This window comes from Phycisphaeraceae bacterium (assembly GCA_019636795.1).
GTDB lineage: Bacteria > Planctomycetota > Phycisphaerae > Phycisphaerales > UBA1924 > JAHBWW01.
Genome location: JAHBWW010000001.1, coordinates 352299 through 369417 on the forward strand (window position 1 = coordinate 352299; position 17119 = coordinate 369417).

At 60.7% G+C, this 17119-nt stretch carries 13 protein-coding genes; 6 read left to right on the top strand and 7 right to left on the bottom strand.

From position 1 onward, the window contains the following. The first annotated feature begins 32 nt into the window (after window positions 1–32). Window positions 33–2306 (top strand): DUF1028 domain-containing protein, encoded by a 2274-nt coding sequence (locus tag KF757_01505; GenBank protein MBX3321645.1) that lies wholly within the window; start codon window positions 33–35, stop codon window positions 2304–2306. A gap of 36 nt (window positions 2307–2342) precedes the next feature. On the opposite strand, the gene KF757_01510 is transcribed toward KF757_01505, so the two are convergent. Beyond that, entirely contained in the window at window positions 2343–3854 is a 1512-nt protein-coding gene (locus tag KF757_01510; GenBank protein ID MBX3321646.1) for an AAA family ATPase, read from the bottom strand. Window positions 3855–4213: 359 nt separating this feature from the next. Here KF757_01510 and KF757_01515 point away from each other — a divergent pair, with 359 nt between their 5' ends. Beyond that, complete coding sequence (locus tag KF757_01515) at window positions 4214–6199, top strand: S8 family serine peptidase (protein ID MBX3321647.1); 1986 nt, start codon at window positions 4214–4216, stop codon at window positions 6197–6199. 45 nt (window positions 6200–6244) lie between these two features. Then, window positions 6245–7159, top strand: coding sequence for a putative 4-hydroxybenzoate polyprenyltransferase (gene ubiA, locus KF757_01520; GenBank protein ID MBX3321648.1), 915 nt, complete (start codon window positions 6245–6247; stop codon window positions 7157–7159). Between the two features lie 12 nt (window positions 7160–7171). Here ubiA and KF757_01525 read toward each other — a convergent pair whose 3' ends face one another. From KF757_01525 to purE, 5 genes are all read right to left on the bottom strand, one after another. Beyond that, the gene (locus KF757_01525) at window positions 7172–8134 is read right to left on the bottom strand and encodes a hypothetical protein (protein MBX3321649.1); all 963 of its coding nucleotides are present in this window, start codon (window positions 8132–8134) and stop codon (window positions 7172–7174) included. Window positions 8135–8191: 57 nt separating this feature from the next. Then, window positions 8192–9016, bottom strand: coding sequence for a hypothetical protein (locus KF757_01530; protein ID MBX3321650.1), 825 nt, complete (start codon window positions 9014–9016; stop codon window positions 8192–8194). Between the two features lie 61 nt (window positions 9017–9077). After that, window positions 9078–11366, bottom strand: coding sequence for a serine/threonine protein kinase (locus KF757_01535; GenBank protein MBX3321651.1), 2289 nt, complete (start codon window positions 11364–11366; stop codon window positions 9078–9080). Continuing rightward, window positions 11359–12495, bottom strand: a complete 1137-nt coding sequence (locus tag KF757_01540) for a 5-(carboxyamino)imidazole ribonucleotide synthase (GenBank protein ID MBX3321652.1) — start codon at window positions 12493–12495, stop codon at window positions 11359–11361. The genes KF757_01535 and KF757_01540 overlap by 8 nt, the downstream gene beginning before the upstream one ends. Then, entirely contained in the window at window positions 12492–12962 is a 471-nt protein-coding gene (gene purE, locus KF757_01545; GenBank protein MBX3321653.1) for a 5-(carboxyamino)imidazole ribonucleotide mutase, read from the bottom strand. Before purE ends, KF757_01540 begins: the two co-directional genes overlap by 4 nt. 421 nt (window positions 12963–13383) lie before the next feature. On the opposite strand from purE, the gene KF757_01550 reads away from it, so the two are divergent. After that, window positions 13384–13566, top strand: a complete 183-nt coding sequence (locus tag KF757_01550; GenBank protein ID MBX3321654.1) for a DUF1450 domain-containing protein — start codon at window positions 13384–13386, stop codon at window positions 13564–13566. A gap of 5 nt (window positions 13567–13571) precedes the next feature. Here KF757_01550 and KF757_01555 read toward each other — a convergent pair whose 3' ends face one another. After that, window positions 13572–15437: an ABC transporter permease subunit gene (locus KF757_01555; GenBank protein MBX3321655.1), complete on the bottom strand. Its 1866-nt coding sequence runs from the start codon at window positions 15435–15437 to the stop codon at window positions 13572–13574. A gap of 79 nt (window positions 15438–15516) precedes the next feature. Between KF757_01555 and KF757_01560 the strand changes: the two genes are divergently transcribed. Beyond that, window positions 15517–16074, top strand: a complete 558-nt coding sequence (locus KF757_01560; protein MBX3321656.1) for a sigma-70 family RNA polymerase sigma factor — start codon at window positions 15517–15519, stop codon at window positions 16072–16074. Then, window positions 16071–17105 (top strand): hypothetical protein, encoded by a 1035-nt coding sequence (locus tag KF757_01565; GenBank protein ID MBX3321657.1) that lies wholly within the window; start codon window positions 16071–16073, stop codon window positions 17103–17105. The genes KF757_01560 and KF757_01565 overlap by 4 nt, the downstream gene beginning before the upstream one ends. Window positions 17106–17119 lie beyond the last annotated feature (14 nt).

A 17119-nucleotide genomic window follows, 5' to 3' on the forward strand; every position in this document is an offset into this window, starting at 1 on the left:
GTTGCAACGAAGTCTCATCATGGAGCGTGTACATGTTCAGGCGAGTATGTCTCGGAGCGTCGATTGTGCTCACGGCGGGCCATGCCTCCGCGACATGGTCCATCCTCATCGTCGACACCCGAACCGGTGAAATCGGTCTTGCCTCCGCCACATGCCTTACCAACACCGATCTCCTGCAACTCACACCTGTCATGCTCGGGGGCGTCGGAGGCGCGACCGCGCAGTCCTTTGGCGACACAACCGGCCAGAACCGCACCTTCATCCGCGATCGCTTGCTCGAAGGCGTCGCGCCTGCCGACATTCTGCCATTGCTCGACGCGTTCGACTCCGGACACCAGACCCGGCAGTACGGCCTGATCGATGTGAACGGCGGCGTGGCAACCTTCAGTGGCACCGGCGCGGGAGCCTGGGCCGGCGGCGTGACCGGCAAAATAGGCGACTATGTCTACGCCGTACAAGGCAATGTCCTGACCGGAAGCCCCGTCGTCATGGAAGCAGAACACGCCATCATCACCACTTCCGGTGACCTGCCCGACAAACTCATGGCCTCGATGCAGGCCGCACGCGCAATGGGCGGCGACGGACGCTGCTCATGCGTCAGCAACAACCCCACCGGGTGCGGCTCACCCCCGCCTGCCCCATTCAAGAGTGCCGACATCGGCTACATGATCATCGCCCGCGCAGGCGACTTCAACGCATCAAATGGCGTCTATGGAATCGGCGGCGAGCCCGTAGCGATCACCGTCTCAGACTTCGACCACGACGGCAAGCCCGATGTCATCGCGACCCGCTTCGATGGCGTCATTCATCTTTTCCAGAACACCACCGCGGCAGGCTCGCCCTTCACAACACTTGCGCCAGCCGGCACTCTCAACGGACCAGCCCAGCCCATCGGGCTTGCGCTCCACGATGTTGATGGCGATGGTCTCGACGATCTGCTCGCGGGCGCAGGCTTGCTTGGTGCCGTGCGTGTGTTCGTAGGGCTGCCGGGCGGCGGCTTCGCGTTCAGTCAGGATGCGCCAACCGGAATCACCGGGACTGGTGTCGATATCAAGGTTGGGTTGGGAGGCGTGCTCATGCTGACCAACACCACGCTCGGCGTACTTGATCCGGCTCACGGGTGGTCGCTCGACGCTTCGCTTGCCGTAGGACCGGGTGCCGTGCGCGTAGCGCCTGACCCCGGCGATGACGCAAGGGCATTTGTTGCGACTTCTGCGGGGCAGGTGCATCAGGTGCGCCGCGACAAGGGCACCCTCACTATCGAACAGACGCTCTCGATCGGGTGGAACTTGATCGCGATTTCAGCTGGAGATGTCAATGCGGATGGTCGGACGGACCTGCTTGTAGTCGCCGACACCAACAGGTCGGCAGCCTTGCTGATCGATGACGGGCAAGGTGGGTTCACGCGGCAGGATTTTGCCCTTGAAGTGCCTGGGCGTGCGGCGATGATGGCTGATTTCGATGGCGATGGTTTTGTAGATCCGGCTGTCATCTCGCACGGATTTGCTACGCTCTTCATCATTCGCAACCACGACAACACGACATACACACTCGAAGATCCCAGATACGTCACGCGGTCCACACGCCATGCTGTCGCTGTCGATATGAATGGTGACGGTCTGCCCGAAGTTGTTTCCGGCGGGTTCAACTCGCGTGCTGTAGTCATCGCCGACAACTTCGATGGGCGCTTCGCAGAGGACCTCGGTGCTGCGGGCGGCAACTACTTCATGCACTTTAACGTCCCCAACGCACGGCGCACCGATCCCGATCCGGTCGATCAACTGCAGGACCGCTTCGACCTGTGGCGAGCAGACCTGATCGGCCGACCTGACGCAATCGAGTCCCACGCGGTGCTCAATGTCCTCGCTGTGCCCATCGGCAGTACGCGAACCGTCACGATGACGATCACGCTCCTTGATTGGACCGGAGCCCGCGTGACGAACAATGGTGTATCGATCACCGTTGCACACGAGCCGGACTCTGCGGGGGTCAGCGAGATCGGCGCAGTCGTGGCCGTCGGCGATGGCGTATACTGCGTCACCCTTGCTGCGGGCGATACAGCGGGACGCGATCGATTTCGCATTACGGCCGACGACGGCGTTCGGCCAGTCGTGCTTATGCCCAGCCCCACGCTGCGGACGGTGGACGCTATTGGCGACTTCGACGGCGATGGCGTCGTCTCGTTCTTTGATGTGCAGGCCTTCCTGCAAGCATTCAGCGCGCACCTTCCAATCGCCGACCTCAACAGCGACGGCAAGTTCGATATCGCCGACGTGCAGATTTTTCTCGATATTCTCTCGCAGTGAGCCCGCCAGACAGCCCGCGGCCTCAACTGGCGGCAGTTATCCCGCGTGTACGCACCGGTCGCGGGCCCACGCTCGGAGCTTGGTTACTTTCTCTGCCATGGTTACGGACAGAGGCGGACTTTTGGCAGCCGATGCGGCAAGCAGTTCTGTCGTCAGTTCGACCTTGTTTGCAAATGAACTGTGCATCGCGCTGATGACTGCTTGTTCGATTTCTGCGCCGCTGTAGCCCTCGGTCGCGCGAGCCAGAAAATCGAGATCGTACTGCTCAGCCTTGCGTCCGCGGCGATTGAGGTGCACCGCGAAAATGCGCTCGCGTGCCGCATGCATTGGCAGGTCCACAAAAAAGATTTCGTCAAATCTTCCTTTGCGCAACAGTTCTGGCGGGAGCGCATCGATGTTGTTTGCAGTTGCGACCACGAACACCGGTGCGATGTGATCCTGCATCCATGTCAGCAGCGTGCCAAACATGCGCTGGCTCAGCCCGCCATCGGTCGAATGGGCTGCTGCCGATGCAAACGCTTTCTCGATCTCATCGATCCAGAGCACGACTGGCGCCACAGCCTCGGCCTGCTGAAGTGCCGCCCGAAGCCTGCGCTCCGATTCACCAACATAGCGGTCATAAAGCGAGCCGGGGTCCATGCGCAGGAGCGGCCTGTGCCATGCCGTCGCGATCGCCTTGGCGCACAGACTCTTGCCCGCGCCCTGCACCCCGAGCATCAGCACGCCGCGCGGCGGAGTCAGTCCAAACTCCGCTGCATCCTCCGAGAACGAGTTTTCACGCTCGCGCAGCCATTGTTTGAGCACATCAAGCCCGCCGACTTCGTCGAGCGACGCGGGCGATTCGACAAACTCGAGCAGCCCCCCACGCGACATCAGCCTCCTCTTGCTTGCCAGAATCTGGTTCAGATCCGCAGCGTCGAAGCGCCGATCCTCACTCACGACATCGCGCACGATCTGCTCAACATGCCTACGCGTCAAGCCGCACAGATTCTTCACGATGGTCTGGTACTGACGTGTTGTCAGTTCGATCTTGATCGGGTTGCGCCGATGGAGCGTCTTGAGCGTTTGTCGGATTGTCGCTTCGATGTCTTCAGCCGAGGGCAGACGCAACTCGAACGGGGTGACATGAGCGTTGATCACATCAGGGAATCCGTCGTGATGATCGATCAAGACGATGTGCGCATTCGTTCGGCCCGCAGCCGCGATCAGATCGCGCAGCGCACGCAGCGCGTGCGGGTCCGACAGATGCCCAGCCATATCGAAAAGCACGACAATGCACGGCAGGTCCCGCTTGCTCAGCCAGAACATCGCGGCGCTCGGATTGGTCGTCTCGGGGATCGGCTGTTCGTCGGGCGCGAGCGGATTGTGGACGCCCTTGAGAAGTGTCCATTCCCAGACGTACTCCCCCGTGGCGCGAGCGTGCTCGAGCACGAGTTCGCGGGCGTCGCACTCTTCCGATGTGATGATCGAGATCGCAGGATGGCCCGACTTGAACAGCGATCGGAGCCGGGCAAGATCACCCGTCGGGCTATGGGGAGGTTCGCTCACGGCGACATGATAGCGAAATGACCGACGGCTCCCTCCACATTCTCGAATCTTCGCCAGCAAATCAGATTCCGCCGAACGAAATAACAAGGACCGGGAACCGATTTACCTCAGATGCGTATCGCGTGTTGTCCGGCGATAACGCCATGTCGGCATACTTCACGGATCGTTTCGATCCTTGCCGGGTTGTCAGGAATTTGATTGTTCGTGACCTTGCCTCGGCAGGGTGTAGCTTCTGTATCGACCACGATGAGTGAGCGAGGCGACACAAACCGGTCGCTCGGGCATTTCGGAGGGGATTGCCCGAGTGGCCGTGTCGCCTTGTGGAGCGGAACACCTCGTCTGCCGATTGAAAAGCGGGCATGACCATGTACACCACCCTGTTTACGGGATTTCGCTCCATCCGTTCCCGCCGTATCGGACGTCTGACCGGATTTTTGGTTCTCTGCGGCCTGGCGGCAGCGGTGTCGAGCGGACCGACGCGCGAGCAACCTTCGACCCAGGTGGCACAGGCCGAGATATTCTCGACGGTGCCCATCCCGGGCCGCATCGGACGGGTAATGGTTGAAAACCCCCAAATGTCGCGTTCCAGGGCGATGGTCGTCAATCCTGGGGTGCCAGGGGTTGATGCGTCGGCATCCTTTGATATCGCAGCCCGGGTGATCGTTGATGGAGACCTTGCCGAAGTTGCTCGTGCAGCCGGGCGCGGCGCGAAGGTTGTACCTGCGCCAACACCAGGTTTTGTGTATGTCGAAACTCGGACAGTCGCGGAGGCGGTCGCGCTCGCAGGCCGGCTGATGAATCATCCACGTCTTGGGTCGGTCGAGTTAGACGTTGAGCAGCCTCGAGCAGAGCGCCTGCCGACGGACCCGTTCTTTCCCGGGCAGTGGAACTTACGCAACCTTGCCAATCCGCTGGCCGATGTCCGTGCGGTGGGGGCTTGGGATGCGGGATACACCGGAGCCGGGGTTGTGGTGGGAGTGATCGAACTCAGTTGGCAGACGGATCACACCGATCTGGCAGCAAATTTTGTCGCTGCGGCATCGATGCCACCGAGTGTCGTGACGGCGCATGCCACGAGTGTTGCGGGAATCATCGCAGCCGATGACAACGGAATCGGGGGCGTCGGCATCGCGTACAACGCGGGATTGTCCCGTTTGATCTATGGCTTGGCGTCGCAGAACGCCGACGCGTTTCTGTTCCGAAACGACCTCAACGACATCAAGAACAACTCGTGGGGCCCGCTCGACAACGGGCGCATCCACAAGATCGCTGCGATCGAGGCCGCAGCGCTGCAAGAAGCCGCCAGAACCGGGCGCGGCGGACTCGGCGAAGTCATGGTCTGGGCTGCGGGCAATGGCGGCCTGAGCGATCGCGTGGATTACGACCCCTATGCGTCGAGCAGGTTTACGCTGGCCATCGGGGCCATTGGCGATCAGAATCTGCGAGCCAACTATAACGAACTCGGCTCATCGATGCTCGCCGTTGCGCATTCAAGCGGCAATGTGCGCAATGTGTTCTCGACGACAAGTTCGTTCGGCTATACGACGACGTTTGGCGGCACGAGCGCCTCGGCACCGCTCGCAGCGGGCGCGATCGCCCTGATGCTCGAAGCCAATCCCATGCTTTCGTGGCGTGATGTGCAGCACATCATCATCAACACCGCACGGCGCATCGACGAGCCGGATGAAACCTGGATCCGCAATGGCGCGGGGCGATGGGTCAGCGAAAACTACGGCTACGGCGCAATCGATGCTCACGCAGCAGTCCTGGCAGCCGAGCAATGGCAGAGCGTCGGCCCCGAAGTCGTTTCGGACAGCGGGATCGCGACAGTCAATCAGGCGATCCCCGACCTGAATTTCACGGGGCTTTCCATCGATGTCGTTCTCGATCGGCTCATTCGCATCGAATCGGTCGAACTGATTCTGAACATCGATTCGACACGCATCGGCGATCTGCACATCGAACTGCTCAGCCCGTCGGGCACGCTGAGCGTCTTTGCGACCTCGCGCAACGATCCGACGAGCGACCTGGTCGATCACGTGTTCACAACGCTACGGTCGTGGGATGAATCGTCTGCGGGAACATGGACCATTCGCATCTCCGACCAGCGAGAGAACATCCAATCGACATGGATCGATGCGCGCGTCAAGGCATACGGGACGCAATGGGCCAGCGAATGCCGGCCCGACCTCACTGGCGACGGCACTCTGACCATCCACGACGTGCAGGCATTCCTCAACGCGTACCACACACAGGATCCGGTAGCCGACTTTACTGGAGACGAGATCGTCAACTTCTTCGACCTGCTGGCCTACCTCAACCTGTTCTCGCTCGGCTGCCCCTGAGCCAGTGTCCGGCGCGTTGCGCGCCGAGTGCGTAATCTTTGGCCGATGAATGAGGTTGCAACACGAGCGCCGTCCTCGCGCGTCATGATGGTCCTGCGCGACATCAAACTGGCGCATTCGGTTTTTGCACTCCCCTTTGCGGTGTTGTCGGCGTTTCTGGCGCGCGATGCCGAAGATCCAACCAGCAAGTTTGCCATGCAACTGGTGCTGGTGGTCTGGTGCATGATTGCTGCCAGAACCTTCGCGATGGTCGTCAATCGCGTTGCGGACATTCGATGGGATGCAGCCAATCCGCGTACAGCCCGTCGTGCGTTCGCGGTCGGGGTGCTCTCGAAGCGCGATGGCGTCGTCGCGCTCCTGATCTGCGGGGCGCTGTTCGTTGCAGGTGCAGCGGGGTTTGGCGTGCTGTTCTCAAACTGGTGGCCCGCGATGCTCGCCATGCCCGTGCTGGGCTGGGTTGCCCTCTACTCATTCACCAAGAGATTCACGATTCTCTGTCATCTCTTCCTCGGGGGGGCGCTGGCAGCCTCGCCGATTGCAGCGGCTCTTGCGGTCAGGCCAGAATCGCTCGTGGAAATAGCTGCGGTCTGGTGGTTCGCGGGCATGGTGGCGTTCTGGGTCGCCGGATTCGATGTCATCTACGCACTCCAGGATCTTGACTTCGATCGCAGCGCGAAACTGCACAGCGTGCCAGCGCGGTTTGGCGTCAGCGGAGCAGCATGGATCAGTCGCGGGCTGCACGCACTCGCCTTCGCATGTCTCGTCATGGCGTGGCAGGCCGACGACAGATTGGAGTTGCTCACTGCAGCCGCAGTAGCGTTGATTGGAGTGCTGCTCATCGCCGAGCATGTGGTGCTGCATCGACGCGGGAAGGCGGGTCTGGAAATGGCATTCTTCACGATCAACGGTATTGTCAGTTGCGTACTTGGCGTGCTGGGGTCGATCGATCTGATGGTGTGAGGCCTCGCAGGATCAATCGAGCGGCAGCTGATAGAGCGACCGCACGCGGGCCGCGCTGAGCACCTGCTCAAGAAACTCGGCCTCGCCCGCTACGCCCGCTCCCGTCACAACGATGTCGCCAGCCGTTGTGGTACTGACCATGAAAGTTTTTTCCAGTGCCGTCCAGACGCCGCCGACTGTCGTGCTCTGAGTTTGCAGATTCCCGCTGCTGGCACCTTGTGTCACGCGCGAAAAACTCCGCCTGACAATGTGCACCTCGGGGCGATCTTTGAAAGTAGCGTATTCGCGCTTGGGGGTCGCGAAGGGCGGCTTTGCATTGATCTCGAGACCCGAGTCCACATCGGTCACGAGCGTGGGCGTCGTGTTGGTCGGGTCGTATTCCGCGATGCCGTTGCGCACGAGGTAGAGGTACATGATGTCGCCATCCCAGCGCGTGATGGCCGTCGTTCCGATTGAGCCGGCTTCGATGTTGCGCACCCAGATCAGAGGCCAGCGAAAGGTGATGAATGCCCATCCGGAGTTGACAGTCAACGCCGGGCCATTGAGATCCGGATCGCTGGCCGGCTCGGCGCCACCTGAAGGAGGAAGAGGCGCAGGAGAGCCACCGGTTTCGATAGGCTGCGGCACAGGTACGAAACTGTGCTTGACGAGCTTGATGGTTGTCGAGCCGGCATCTTCAAGCCCGACAAGCATGTGAAAATCCTGTGTTGGAGCGCCACTCCCAGCCGTAAGCTGGTACACCACGTTGACGTGTGAGTAGGAAAGCCCCGATTGACTGGATTGATATGTCAGTGACTTGTCGGGCGAAGACGCAAACTTGTTGAACGTCACAACCTGTGGTTGTGTCAGGTCACCAGCACTGGTCAGATTCAGCGGCGTAGCACTGCATCCCGGAAGCGTGACCGCGGTGCATGCAACCACAACAGCGGTTGTGCGATGAGTGCTGATGGTCCTTCGTTGAGTGTGGTCTGACATGGATACTCCACGCTAGTTGTGCCCGATACGGCATACGCCGATATTCACGCGCTCGCATCAGGGAACATCATACAAGCCTTGCAGGTATGCACAGTTGAGCACTTTACCTAGGAAACGCTCTTGTTCGCTGTGATTGGTTCCGACGATGATGGATCCGTCCTTGCGGACGATGGTCAGGGGCAGTTCCTGAGTGGACTTGCCGTCAACCGTAAACGACACCGGCGTGGTTTGCGTCACATGACCGTGCTCGTCCCGCTCGAGGGTATAGGAGCGCAGTACGGCCTTGGCATCCTTTGGCACCTGCAGGCACACACTTCCTTCTATACCAACAACACGAATGAGCAAGCGCGCTGCCTCGGGGCATGAGCCGGGCCTGGTAATCGGGTCAGGATTCGCGCGGTCCTTGGAGTTTGTAATGAGGTAGAGGTCGACGCGGTTCTGAGTGGTCTGCATGACAGAGGTTGTGCCGATCGACCCCGCCTGCACGGACTCCATCCAGATCAGAGGCCAGTGAAACGTGACAAATGCCCATCCGCTGTTGACGCTCAGCCCGGGGGCATCCGGATACTGAATGCTCGGAGTGCTGTCGACAGTGTTGCGTGTGGTCAGTTCGACCTGGCTCGCCTGACCTGCCGAGCCATAGAGAATTTCGAAGTCGCGAGCCTTGGAAGTCGCGGTGGTGTAGTTCACACGCTGGCGAAAGTCGCTGCTTGTTGAAGTCGAAGGAAGGGGTTTGTTGCCGATAGCAGGCGTCCACGCGATCGGCGCTTGTGTGGCGACTGTGCAGACGGTCGCAATTGCAGCGTCGGCTTGAACCGTTTCGGAGATGTCTGTCGAAGCGGGACCGGCGAGCACACCAGCGATCAGAAGCCAGAGCAACATGAAGAGTCTCCCAATACCCGGCAGTAGCACAAGAATGAAGACGATTGTTAGGTCGGTCGAGTCAGGTTTCGAGTCTCGGGGGGATCAAAACTGCAAACAGTCCTGCAATCCACATTGCAAACAACCCCAGCAGCGGCACGAACAGCATGGACTCCATCCGTAGCAACACAACACTCAAAAGTATGGTTGCGGCTGTCAAGAAGCACAGAAAACCAACCGAGATAACGCGTTTGCGGAAGAACGGGATCGGGAGCACAATCGCGCCAAGCGCTGCGCCGATCAGGACTTGCTGCATGGCCCAGCGCTCGCCCGGACCGCGCACGGTTGTGCCGCCCAGCGCTTGATCCAGCCAGCACGCCCACAGGTACCCCTTGTGAAACGTGCGCCCGGCCGGGTCCACGTCTTCGTCCATCCCCGGCCGCAGGTCAATGACGACAACCGCCTTATCGCGAACGCGCCGGCGAAGATCCTCGATCGGCATGCGCAAGGCGTCCACCATATCAGTCGTAAAGGGCTCGGACTCATCGAATGCTGCCGCGGGCATGCTGAAGGCCGATGATGCAACCGGGTCACCCGCCTTGATGCCGAAGATCGGGTCAAAGATCGGGATCGGACCAATCTCGGTTGCGGGCAGGAGGTCAAAACCGCCTGCGAGTTGTCGGCGTCCGACGCCTCCCGCGTCTTCGCGATAGTTCAGCCTCACAAACCCGTCATCGAGCGTTGCCTCGTAGTCGAGTCCCGGGTGCCGCGTGGCTGCAAACGCCGCGACGCCGAAACTGATGTACGTGTCCTTCGTCTCCTGCGAATAGACCCCCAGCCGAACCGCAAACCCGGACGACTGCCTTCCCGGCGAAACAACGATCGCGCCTGCTCGCGCCACACGGGCATACTCCGCGCAAAATCCCGGATTCTCCGCCGTTCCAGGATGGAAACTGCGCTTCCCGACCACCGTGCTGATCCCTTGGGCCGAGAGTCGCTCGATCGAGCTGAGCAGTGGGGCGTCGTATTCCGGGGCGCAATTGAGAAAGACAAAATCTATCGCAACACTGCGCACCGAGCACTCCGCCAGACGATCAAGCAGAGCGGCGTGCGCAGGTCTGACGCTCTGGATTGCTGCGGGATTGATCGGTGCCAGACCCAGCGCCGGTGCTTCGCGCGCCAGCGCCTCGATATCACGCAGCCCGATGACGGCGACATGACGCGGCACATGCGAGTCTTCCCCGGCGACGCGCGTGATGAATCCCGTGTACCGACCAGCAAGCCCCGACTTGTGATACCAGATCGACGGGCCAAAAATCATGGCGATGATAATCGCCAGCACCCAGATTCCTACCGCAGTCAGCCACGGGCCACGCTCGCGAGCCAGCGCGAGCTCTTTCTTCCAGACGTACAGCACGCTGTCGCCGCGCGCCCAGATCGGGCGCCCCGCCAGGTAATTCTCCAGATCCTCCGCGACTTTGAGCGCTGTCGGGAATCGTCTGGACCGTTCCTTCGACAGCATCCGCAGAATGATTGTCTCAAGATCCCGAGAGAGTGACCCGGTGTGGGTTGAAGGCTGAGCCGGATCTCGATCCTGAATGATCTGCAACGCCTCGATCGGTGTCACGCCATCGATGCGATACGGCATGCGCCCGCACACCAGCTCATACAGCACGACCCCGAGCGAATAGATGTCTGAGCGATGATCGATCGACGCCGAGTCGCGCGACTGTTCGGGCGACATGTACTTGATCGTTCCGATCACCTGCCCGCTTAGCGTGTGCCCCGCTTCAATCGTCGATTCCGGGTTGAATGTCTTGGCAACGCCGAAATCAATAATCTTCGGGTTGCCCTCCGGGTCGATGAGAATGTTGCTCGGCTTGAGATCGCGATGGATGATCCTGTGTTCGTGCGCATGGTGCACGCCACGGCAGACCTTCGCAAACAGTTCGATTCGCTCGCGCGTGCTCAGATTGTTCTTGCGAGCGTAACTCGTGATCGTCTCGGCTTCGGGCACGTACTCCATCGCGATGTACGGCACATCGGTGCCGCCGATAGATTCAGTCCCCGCGTCATAGACCGTCGCAATGGTCGGGTGACGCAACTGGCTGAGCAACTGCGATTCACGCCGAAAGCGCGCAAGCCCGCTCTCGCTTGCGAGATCGTGCCTGAGCAGTTTCAACGCGACAACGCCCGTTGTCTCAATATGCCTCGCGCGATAGACCACACCCATTCCGCCCGCAGCAATCCGCTCTTCAAGCGCATAGCGGCCGATGCGCTGCGGCATCGGCGCAACCAGCGGCACCGACGGTTCAGAGGTCGGTTGTGTCGCGGTCGTTTCCTGTGCCTGGGTTTTTGAGTGGTCAGACATGGCATCCATCCAGACCCCGGTGCGATTTCACGAGTTTGAGCAGTTCTCCTCTCGCAGACTCCATCTGTTCTCGCGGCCCGCACCAGTTGACATGACCGAGCTTCCGACCCGCCCGGGGCGACTTGCCATACAAATGTGTGTGCCACCCCTGAGCACCGAGCAGCTGCTCAAGCGGCGGCACCGAGCCAATGAGATTGACCATGCACGCCGCAGACATCGATCCAGTCAGAGGCAATGGCTCGCCGACAGGCAGCCCGAGCACCGCCCGTACATGATTCTCAAACTGACATGCGCCCAGGCTGTTCATTGTCCAGTGTCCCGAGTTGTGCACGCGCGGGGCCATCTCGTTCGCGATCAGTTTGCCATTCACCTCAAACAGTTCTACCGCCAGCACTCCAATGTAGTTGCTCCGATCGAGCATCGCGCACAACGCAGACTGTGCACGATCGAGCTCCCGGCTGTTGATACCGATCGCTGGCACGCAACTCGTCAGCAGAATTCCGTTCTGATGCACATTTTCCGTCGGGGGATAGTGCACTGCACGCCCGCTTCCGTCCCTTACAGCAAGAAGCGAAATCTCGCGATTGAAACTCACGCCTCGATCCAGGATCACCGGCACCGCACCGAGCGCTTCCCACGCACCCTCGATGTCGCGAGCATGACGGATCCAGAACTGCCCTTTTCCGTCGTACCCCAGACGCCGGGCCTTGAGAACGCTCGGCAAGCCCAATTCCGCACAAGCCCCTTCCAGTTCGGCACGTGAGGCGATCAGTCGCGATTCGGGCACCTCAAATCCCGCAGCACAAAGCACATCACGTTCCATCGCCCGGTCCTGACACGCGACGACGGCTCCGGGGTTCGGATTCATCGGCACCGATCTGCTCACAAACTGCATCGCGGCGATGGGCACATTCTCAAACTCGATCGTCGCAGCCGTAAGTCCATCACAGAAGCGAGCAAGCGCCTCCGTGTCGTCGAATGAGCCTGTGACAAGCTCAGCCACCTGCCCGCCGCATGCTTCGGGGTCAGGGTCGAACAGCCGCGTGCGCACGCCCAGCCTTGCCGCTGCAAGTGCCAGCATGCGCCCTAACTGCCCGCCACCGAGTACCCCGAGCACCATCTGACTCATGGCTGCTCCTGTGGGTTGCTTGCGTCGAGCACGCGTTGCGTCTGCTCGGCGCGAAACGCCTCGATCCGCGCTCGAACTTCAGGCTGCGACAGAGCCACGATCTTCGCTGCCAGAATCCCCGCGTTCGCAGCCCCGGCCTTTCCGATCGCCAGCGTCCCGACCGGCACCCCCGCAGGCATCTGCACAATCGATAACAACGAATCCAGGCCCTTGAGTACCGCACTCTCGACCGGTACCCCGAGCACTGGCAGCGTCGTCTTCGCTGCAACCATGCCCGGCAAGTGCGCCGCCCCGCCCGCGCCAGCGATGATGACCATCAAACCGCGCGCTTCAGCCGACGCGGCATACTCAAACATCGCATCCGGCGTGCGGTGAGCACTGACAACGCGAGCCTCATAAGGCACTCCGAGACGATCAAGCATCGCCGCGGCTTCGGACATCGTCTGCCAATCCGATCGCGACCCCATGATCAACCCGACTCGTGCAGTCACGGCAACCCCCTTGCACTCGTTATCGCGCCAATGGTCATCAGAAGATGGCAAACATTCCACAATGAGGTCTCGCCATCTTCCAGGAATTTTGAGTCCAATTTTGACGCGGGTCGAGGGCGGGGCGCTCCGGCCTCGGCATCGCTCAGAGTCTAGCCCGCAAGCTCACTCGCGCCCCAACCTGAGACCATCACACACTTTGAGTTCGTCGACCCGCTTGAATCCGCCCATTCTTCTCGAATGCCCCATCCGTATCCGCAATTCCGGTTTTTCACGAATCGGAAAGTCCTTGACACTCAACACTTGCACCATTCCTCACAAGTTGCAAAGATAATGCATCGTGCCTGACGACCGCGTCACAACGGTAGTCTTTTGTCTGCGAAATGTGGATCGAGCAACCTTGGACTGGTTCTACACCCTCGCAGCCTCGAGACCCGATCTCGACATCCGCGCCTGCGGGTGCCTGAGTTGCTGTTCGACCTGTGTCGACACACCCTTCCTCCACATCGATGGCGTCGAAGTCGAAGGCGATTCGCATCAACAGATCATCGCCGACAAAACGCCGGAACCGCCAACGTCGTAATTCAATCACTTCGTTCCCGAAAGTTTGCGCACTGTGAAGTCAAAGTTGCGCACCATGTTGGCCATGATGCCAGCCACGATTGCCACATAGATCCCCGAACCCGCAATCGATCCAATGAACAACCCGATGCGAGCGTTGGTCAGCCCGCCACTCGAAGTTACAGTTTCTGCAAGCGCCTCCGCCGGATTGAGCAGCGCGTAGACCAGCGTCAGTGGTGTGATCGCGGCCAGTGCGGGCCCGACGAAGATGATCGATGTCCCGGATTGCCACCCACACAGCCCAAGGGTGCCGCCCACCACGCCAACGATGCCCACGGTTGCGATGACGCTCGATATGGTCCCCTTGCTGCGCAGCGACCATTGAAGCCCAACCATCACACAGAACGCGGTAAATGTGAGCATGATCGGGGCAGCGATAAGACCGGCCTCGGGCAACAGCACCGGCGCAGTGAGCCCCGCGCCCGGCCGACCAACGATCGGGATATCCACGCCTCCGCTGCGTCCAAACCCGTCGAACAGCACATACAGCCCCGCGAGCAGCAGCGTTCCGATCGGAACCAGAAGCATGGGCAGCAGATAGGCAATCAGGCCTCGTAGTTTGCCGCGCAGGTAGTCGCGAGGCGTGATGGGCGTCGTGAGCAGAAGATCAAGTGTGCCATCCTCGCGCTCGCGTGTGATGGCCGTTGCTGCCATGTTGATGCCCACCAGCGTGACCACCGCGACCTCGCCCCAGATCGTCGAGATCAGCGCCAATTGAAAGGTCGTTTGCGTCAATGATCCGGTGTGAAACAGCACAATCAACAGCATGCCGAACACGCCGCCCAGAGCCAGAAACGACCATCGCGCCAGAATGCGACCGAAGGTCGCATTGCGAGCCAGCGCCTCGCGCCACGCGATCGGATTGTGCCACACCGTGCGCGGCGGACGATGCTCAGCGTGTTTGCCCCCCAGCCCCATCACCTTGCGATACCACGGAATCCCCGCACGCGACGAGGTCAACTGCCCCAGTCCGCCCAGCCGCACTGTGACGGTGCTCGCAGCAATCAGCAACACACTCAGCCCGCCACTGAAAGTACACCACGCCACAACAGGTCTTTCCAGCACAAAAGCGGTCAACCCCGTGAGCGAACCGGCCTCGGCACTCGGGTAACTCGATGGATTGAGCACCGCGTGCAACGCCAGAAACGGATTGAACGCAGTCATCCAGGTCACGCCGCGACCACTTGCCCCCGCACCAAGACCCGCACCACGCAGCCAAAGGTCGATGGCCGCCGTTGTCGCGATATAACTCACGACCGCGATATAAAACGTGAAAACCGCACGCTTGCCTACCAGTCGACTGACCGAAAGACCGATCGCCGACGTCCCCACCAGCAGCGACGCACAGCCCGCGATCAGATAACTGATGAAAATCGATCGCCCCGGCACCCCCCCAAAGTACTGCGTCATCGCGAACAACGGCAGCGACGCCATCAGAAGCGCGAGCACAAAGAACAAGCGACCGAACAAGTTACCCAGCACAACCTGCAACTGACTCAACGGCGTGGTGAGCATGATGTCCCACGTACGCGAGTCCGATTCCTGTGCGATCGCGCCCGCCATGAACACCGGCGCAATCACGCAGATCAGCCCGATCTGAAGGTACGCGATCCATGTAAAACTGCTGGCCCCCGCACGCGCCAGTTCCCGGTAGTTGAGCGTGCCCGAACTGGTCTGGAGCAGGAGCAGCCACAACAACACAAGAATCAGCACCGCCAGATACGCCGCTCGCACATACATGTGCTTCTTGCGCCGCGATCCGTTCTGCACGAGTCGTACCGTGATCGGATTGGTCGGCCCGAGTGTCAGAATCCATCGCAACAGTGCCGGCATGATCAGATGCTACTCAGTTCGCAGCACGTGTGATCGGCAGGTACCATCCATTCGCATGGACTCGTCCGAGCCATCGAGGATGTCCGATGAAGCACTCGCCCGCGCGGTCGCACTCGGCCAGCGCGATGCAGCCGCCGAACTTGTCAAACGATATCAGCATCGAGTGTTCGGTATCTGTATGAATCTGGTCGGGCCCGCGCGGGCTGCCGATTTGACTCAGGACGCCCTGCTTCGCATTCTCACCCACATCGAGGGGTTCTCGGGCCTCAGTGAACTCAGCACATGGATCTACCGCGTCACGACCAATACCTGCCTCTCGCACCTCAGGCGGGAGCGCCGTTCCCCAGTACAGACCGGACCACTGCACGACACCACCACCTCTGGACGGGAACTTTCGTCAGCCGTTGGCATCGAACAAACCGAGCAGACCGCGACCTTGATGCGCGCCCTGCTTTCGCTTCCCGACGAACATCGGGCGATTCTCGTTCTCCGCGATGTTCGCGGCTTGGAGTACGAACAGTTGTCGGAAGTGCTGGAAATACCCCTCGGAACCGTCCGGAGCCGCCTCTTTCGTGCCCGGCGCGCGTTGCGACACGCTTTTGAAATCGGCCAAGCTACAGGCGATGAGAACTCATGAGCGATTTGCCCCAAGAAATTTTCTCACCTGCCGACGAAGAAGTGCTGTTGGCAATGATCGAGGGCGGCCCGGTTGACCAGGCGCGAGCCGAAGCCTTGCTGCAGCGGTTTCCTGCCGTTCAGCATGAAATCGACGCCATGCGGGCCGATCGGGTTCAGTTAGGTTCGCAAAGTGTTGCCTTGGCCCCTGATTGGGTTGGGGCCGAAGTGGTGCGTCGCTATGAGTCTGTGGGCGAGACGTTGCAACTTCGTCGTATGGATGCACCGCCTCGGTCTGCGCGCGCGTGGCAGTGGACGCCTGCTCAGGGGCGCGCGCTTGCCGCCGCCGCCGCACTGGCAATCCTGGCAGGTGTCATCGCCATTGCATACACGAATCGCCCATTTCCGAAAAGTTCGCTCTATCCGCTGGCCGATGGCACGCACGCTTCCGCGCCTCCGACCGAGCCCGACTTGATCGACATTCCCGCATTCGCGCACAACGACACGCACTCGGATGGCGCGATGCAGCTGGTCGCGATGGTCGAGCAGCATTGGCTCGAATCGAACACACGACCCGAGCCTTCTCTTGCAGAAGCTGTCAGGTTGATGGCTCAGGGGAGGCTTGTCATTCGAGCCCTGGCCAGCTCGCCCGGCGTTGCCTCGGCCGCATCAGACGCTCTTGACAAGGACGTGCCAAGTGAGAGTAAAGCCTGGACTCTGGCGGGCCGGGTGTCCACAGACATCGAACAGGCACTCGCGCGGCCCAGCACCTCAGGGCCTGTCTTTGCGATGAACAGCCGGACCCAGCAACAGGTCGAGATCCCCATGCCCCATCTGCACGCATCGTGGGCAGTGCGCGTCAATCAGGATGCAACCGCGATAGCGTCCGTCCTGCACGCGTTGCGCGGGCAGGGCCTGCTGGTCCGCCTCGAAGAATCGACCGAGCCGGTCCCGCTCATGTCACTCGATGGCGCGGTCTGGTGGGACAGCCCCACATCAACCTGGACACCAAGCCCGATGGTGCCGATCGTCGTTGAAGCGATTGATCGCTAGAGCAAACGTCCTCA

Coding starts and splice junctions, on each gene's coding strand:
- KF757_01540 (MBX3321652.1), bottom strand. CDS start 12,495: ATGAGTCAGATGGTGCTCGGGGTACTCGGTGGCGGGCAGTTAGGGCGC.
- purE (MBX3321653.1), bottom strand. CDS start 12,962: ATGGGGTCGCGATCGGATTGGCAGACGATGTCCGAAGCCGCGGCGATG.
- KF757_01560 (MBX3321656.1), top strand. CDS start 15,517: ATGTCCGATGAAGCACTCGCCCGCGCGGTCGCACTCGGCCAGCGCGAT.
- KF757_01535 (MBX3321651.1), bottom strand. CDS start 11,366: ATGTCTGACCACTCAAAAACCCAGGCACAGGAAACGACCGCGACACAA.
- KF757_01555 (MBX3321655.1), bottom strand. CDS start 15,437: ATGCCGGCACTGTTGCGATGGATTCTGACACTCGGGCCGACCAATCCG.
- KF757_01565 (MBX3321657.1), top strand. CDS start 16,071: ATGAGCGATTTGCCCCAAGAAATTTTCTCACCTGCCGACGAAGAAGTG.
- KF757_01530 (MBX3321650.1), bottom strand. CDS start 9,016: ATGTTGCTCTGGCTTCTGATCGCTGGTGTGCTCGCCGGTCCCGCTTCG.
- KF757_01525 (MBX3321649.1), bottom strand. CDS start 8,134: ATGTCAGACCACACTCAACGAAGGACCATCAGCACTCATCGCACAACC.
- KF757_01505 (MBX3321645.1), top strand. CDS start 33: ATGTTCAGGCGAGTATGTCTCGGAGCGTCGATTGTGCTCACGGCGGGC.
- KF757_01515 (MBX3321647.1), top strand. CDS start 4,214: ATGACCATGTACACCACCCTGTTTACGGGATTTCGCTCCATCCGTTCC.
- ubiA (MBX3321648.1), top strand. CDS start 6,245: ATGAATGAGGTTGCAACACGAGCGCCGTCCTCGCGCGTCATGATGGTC.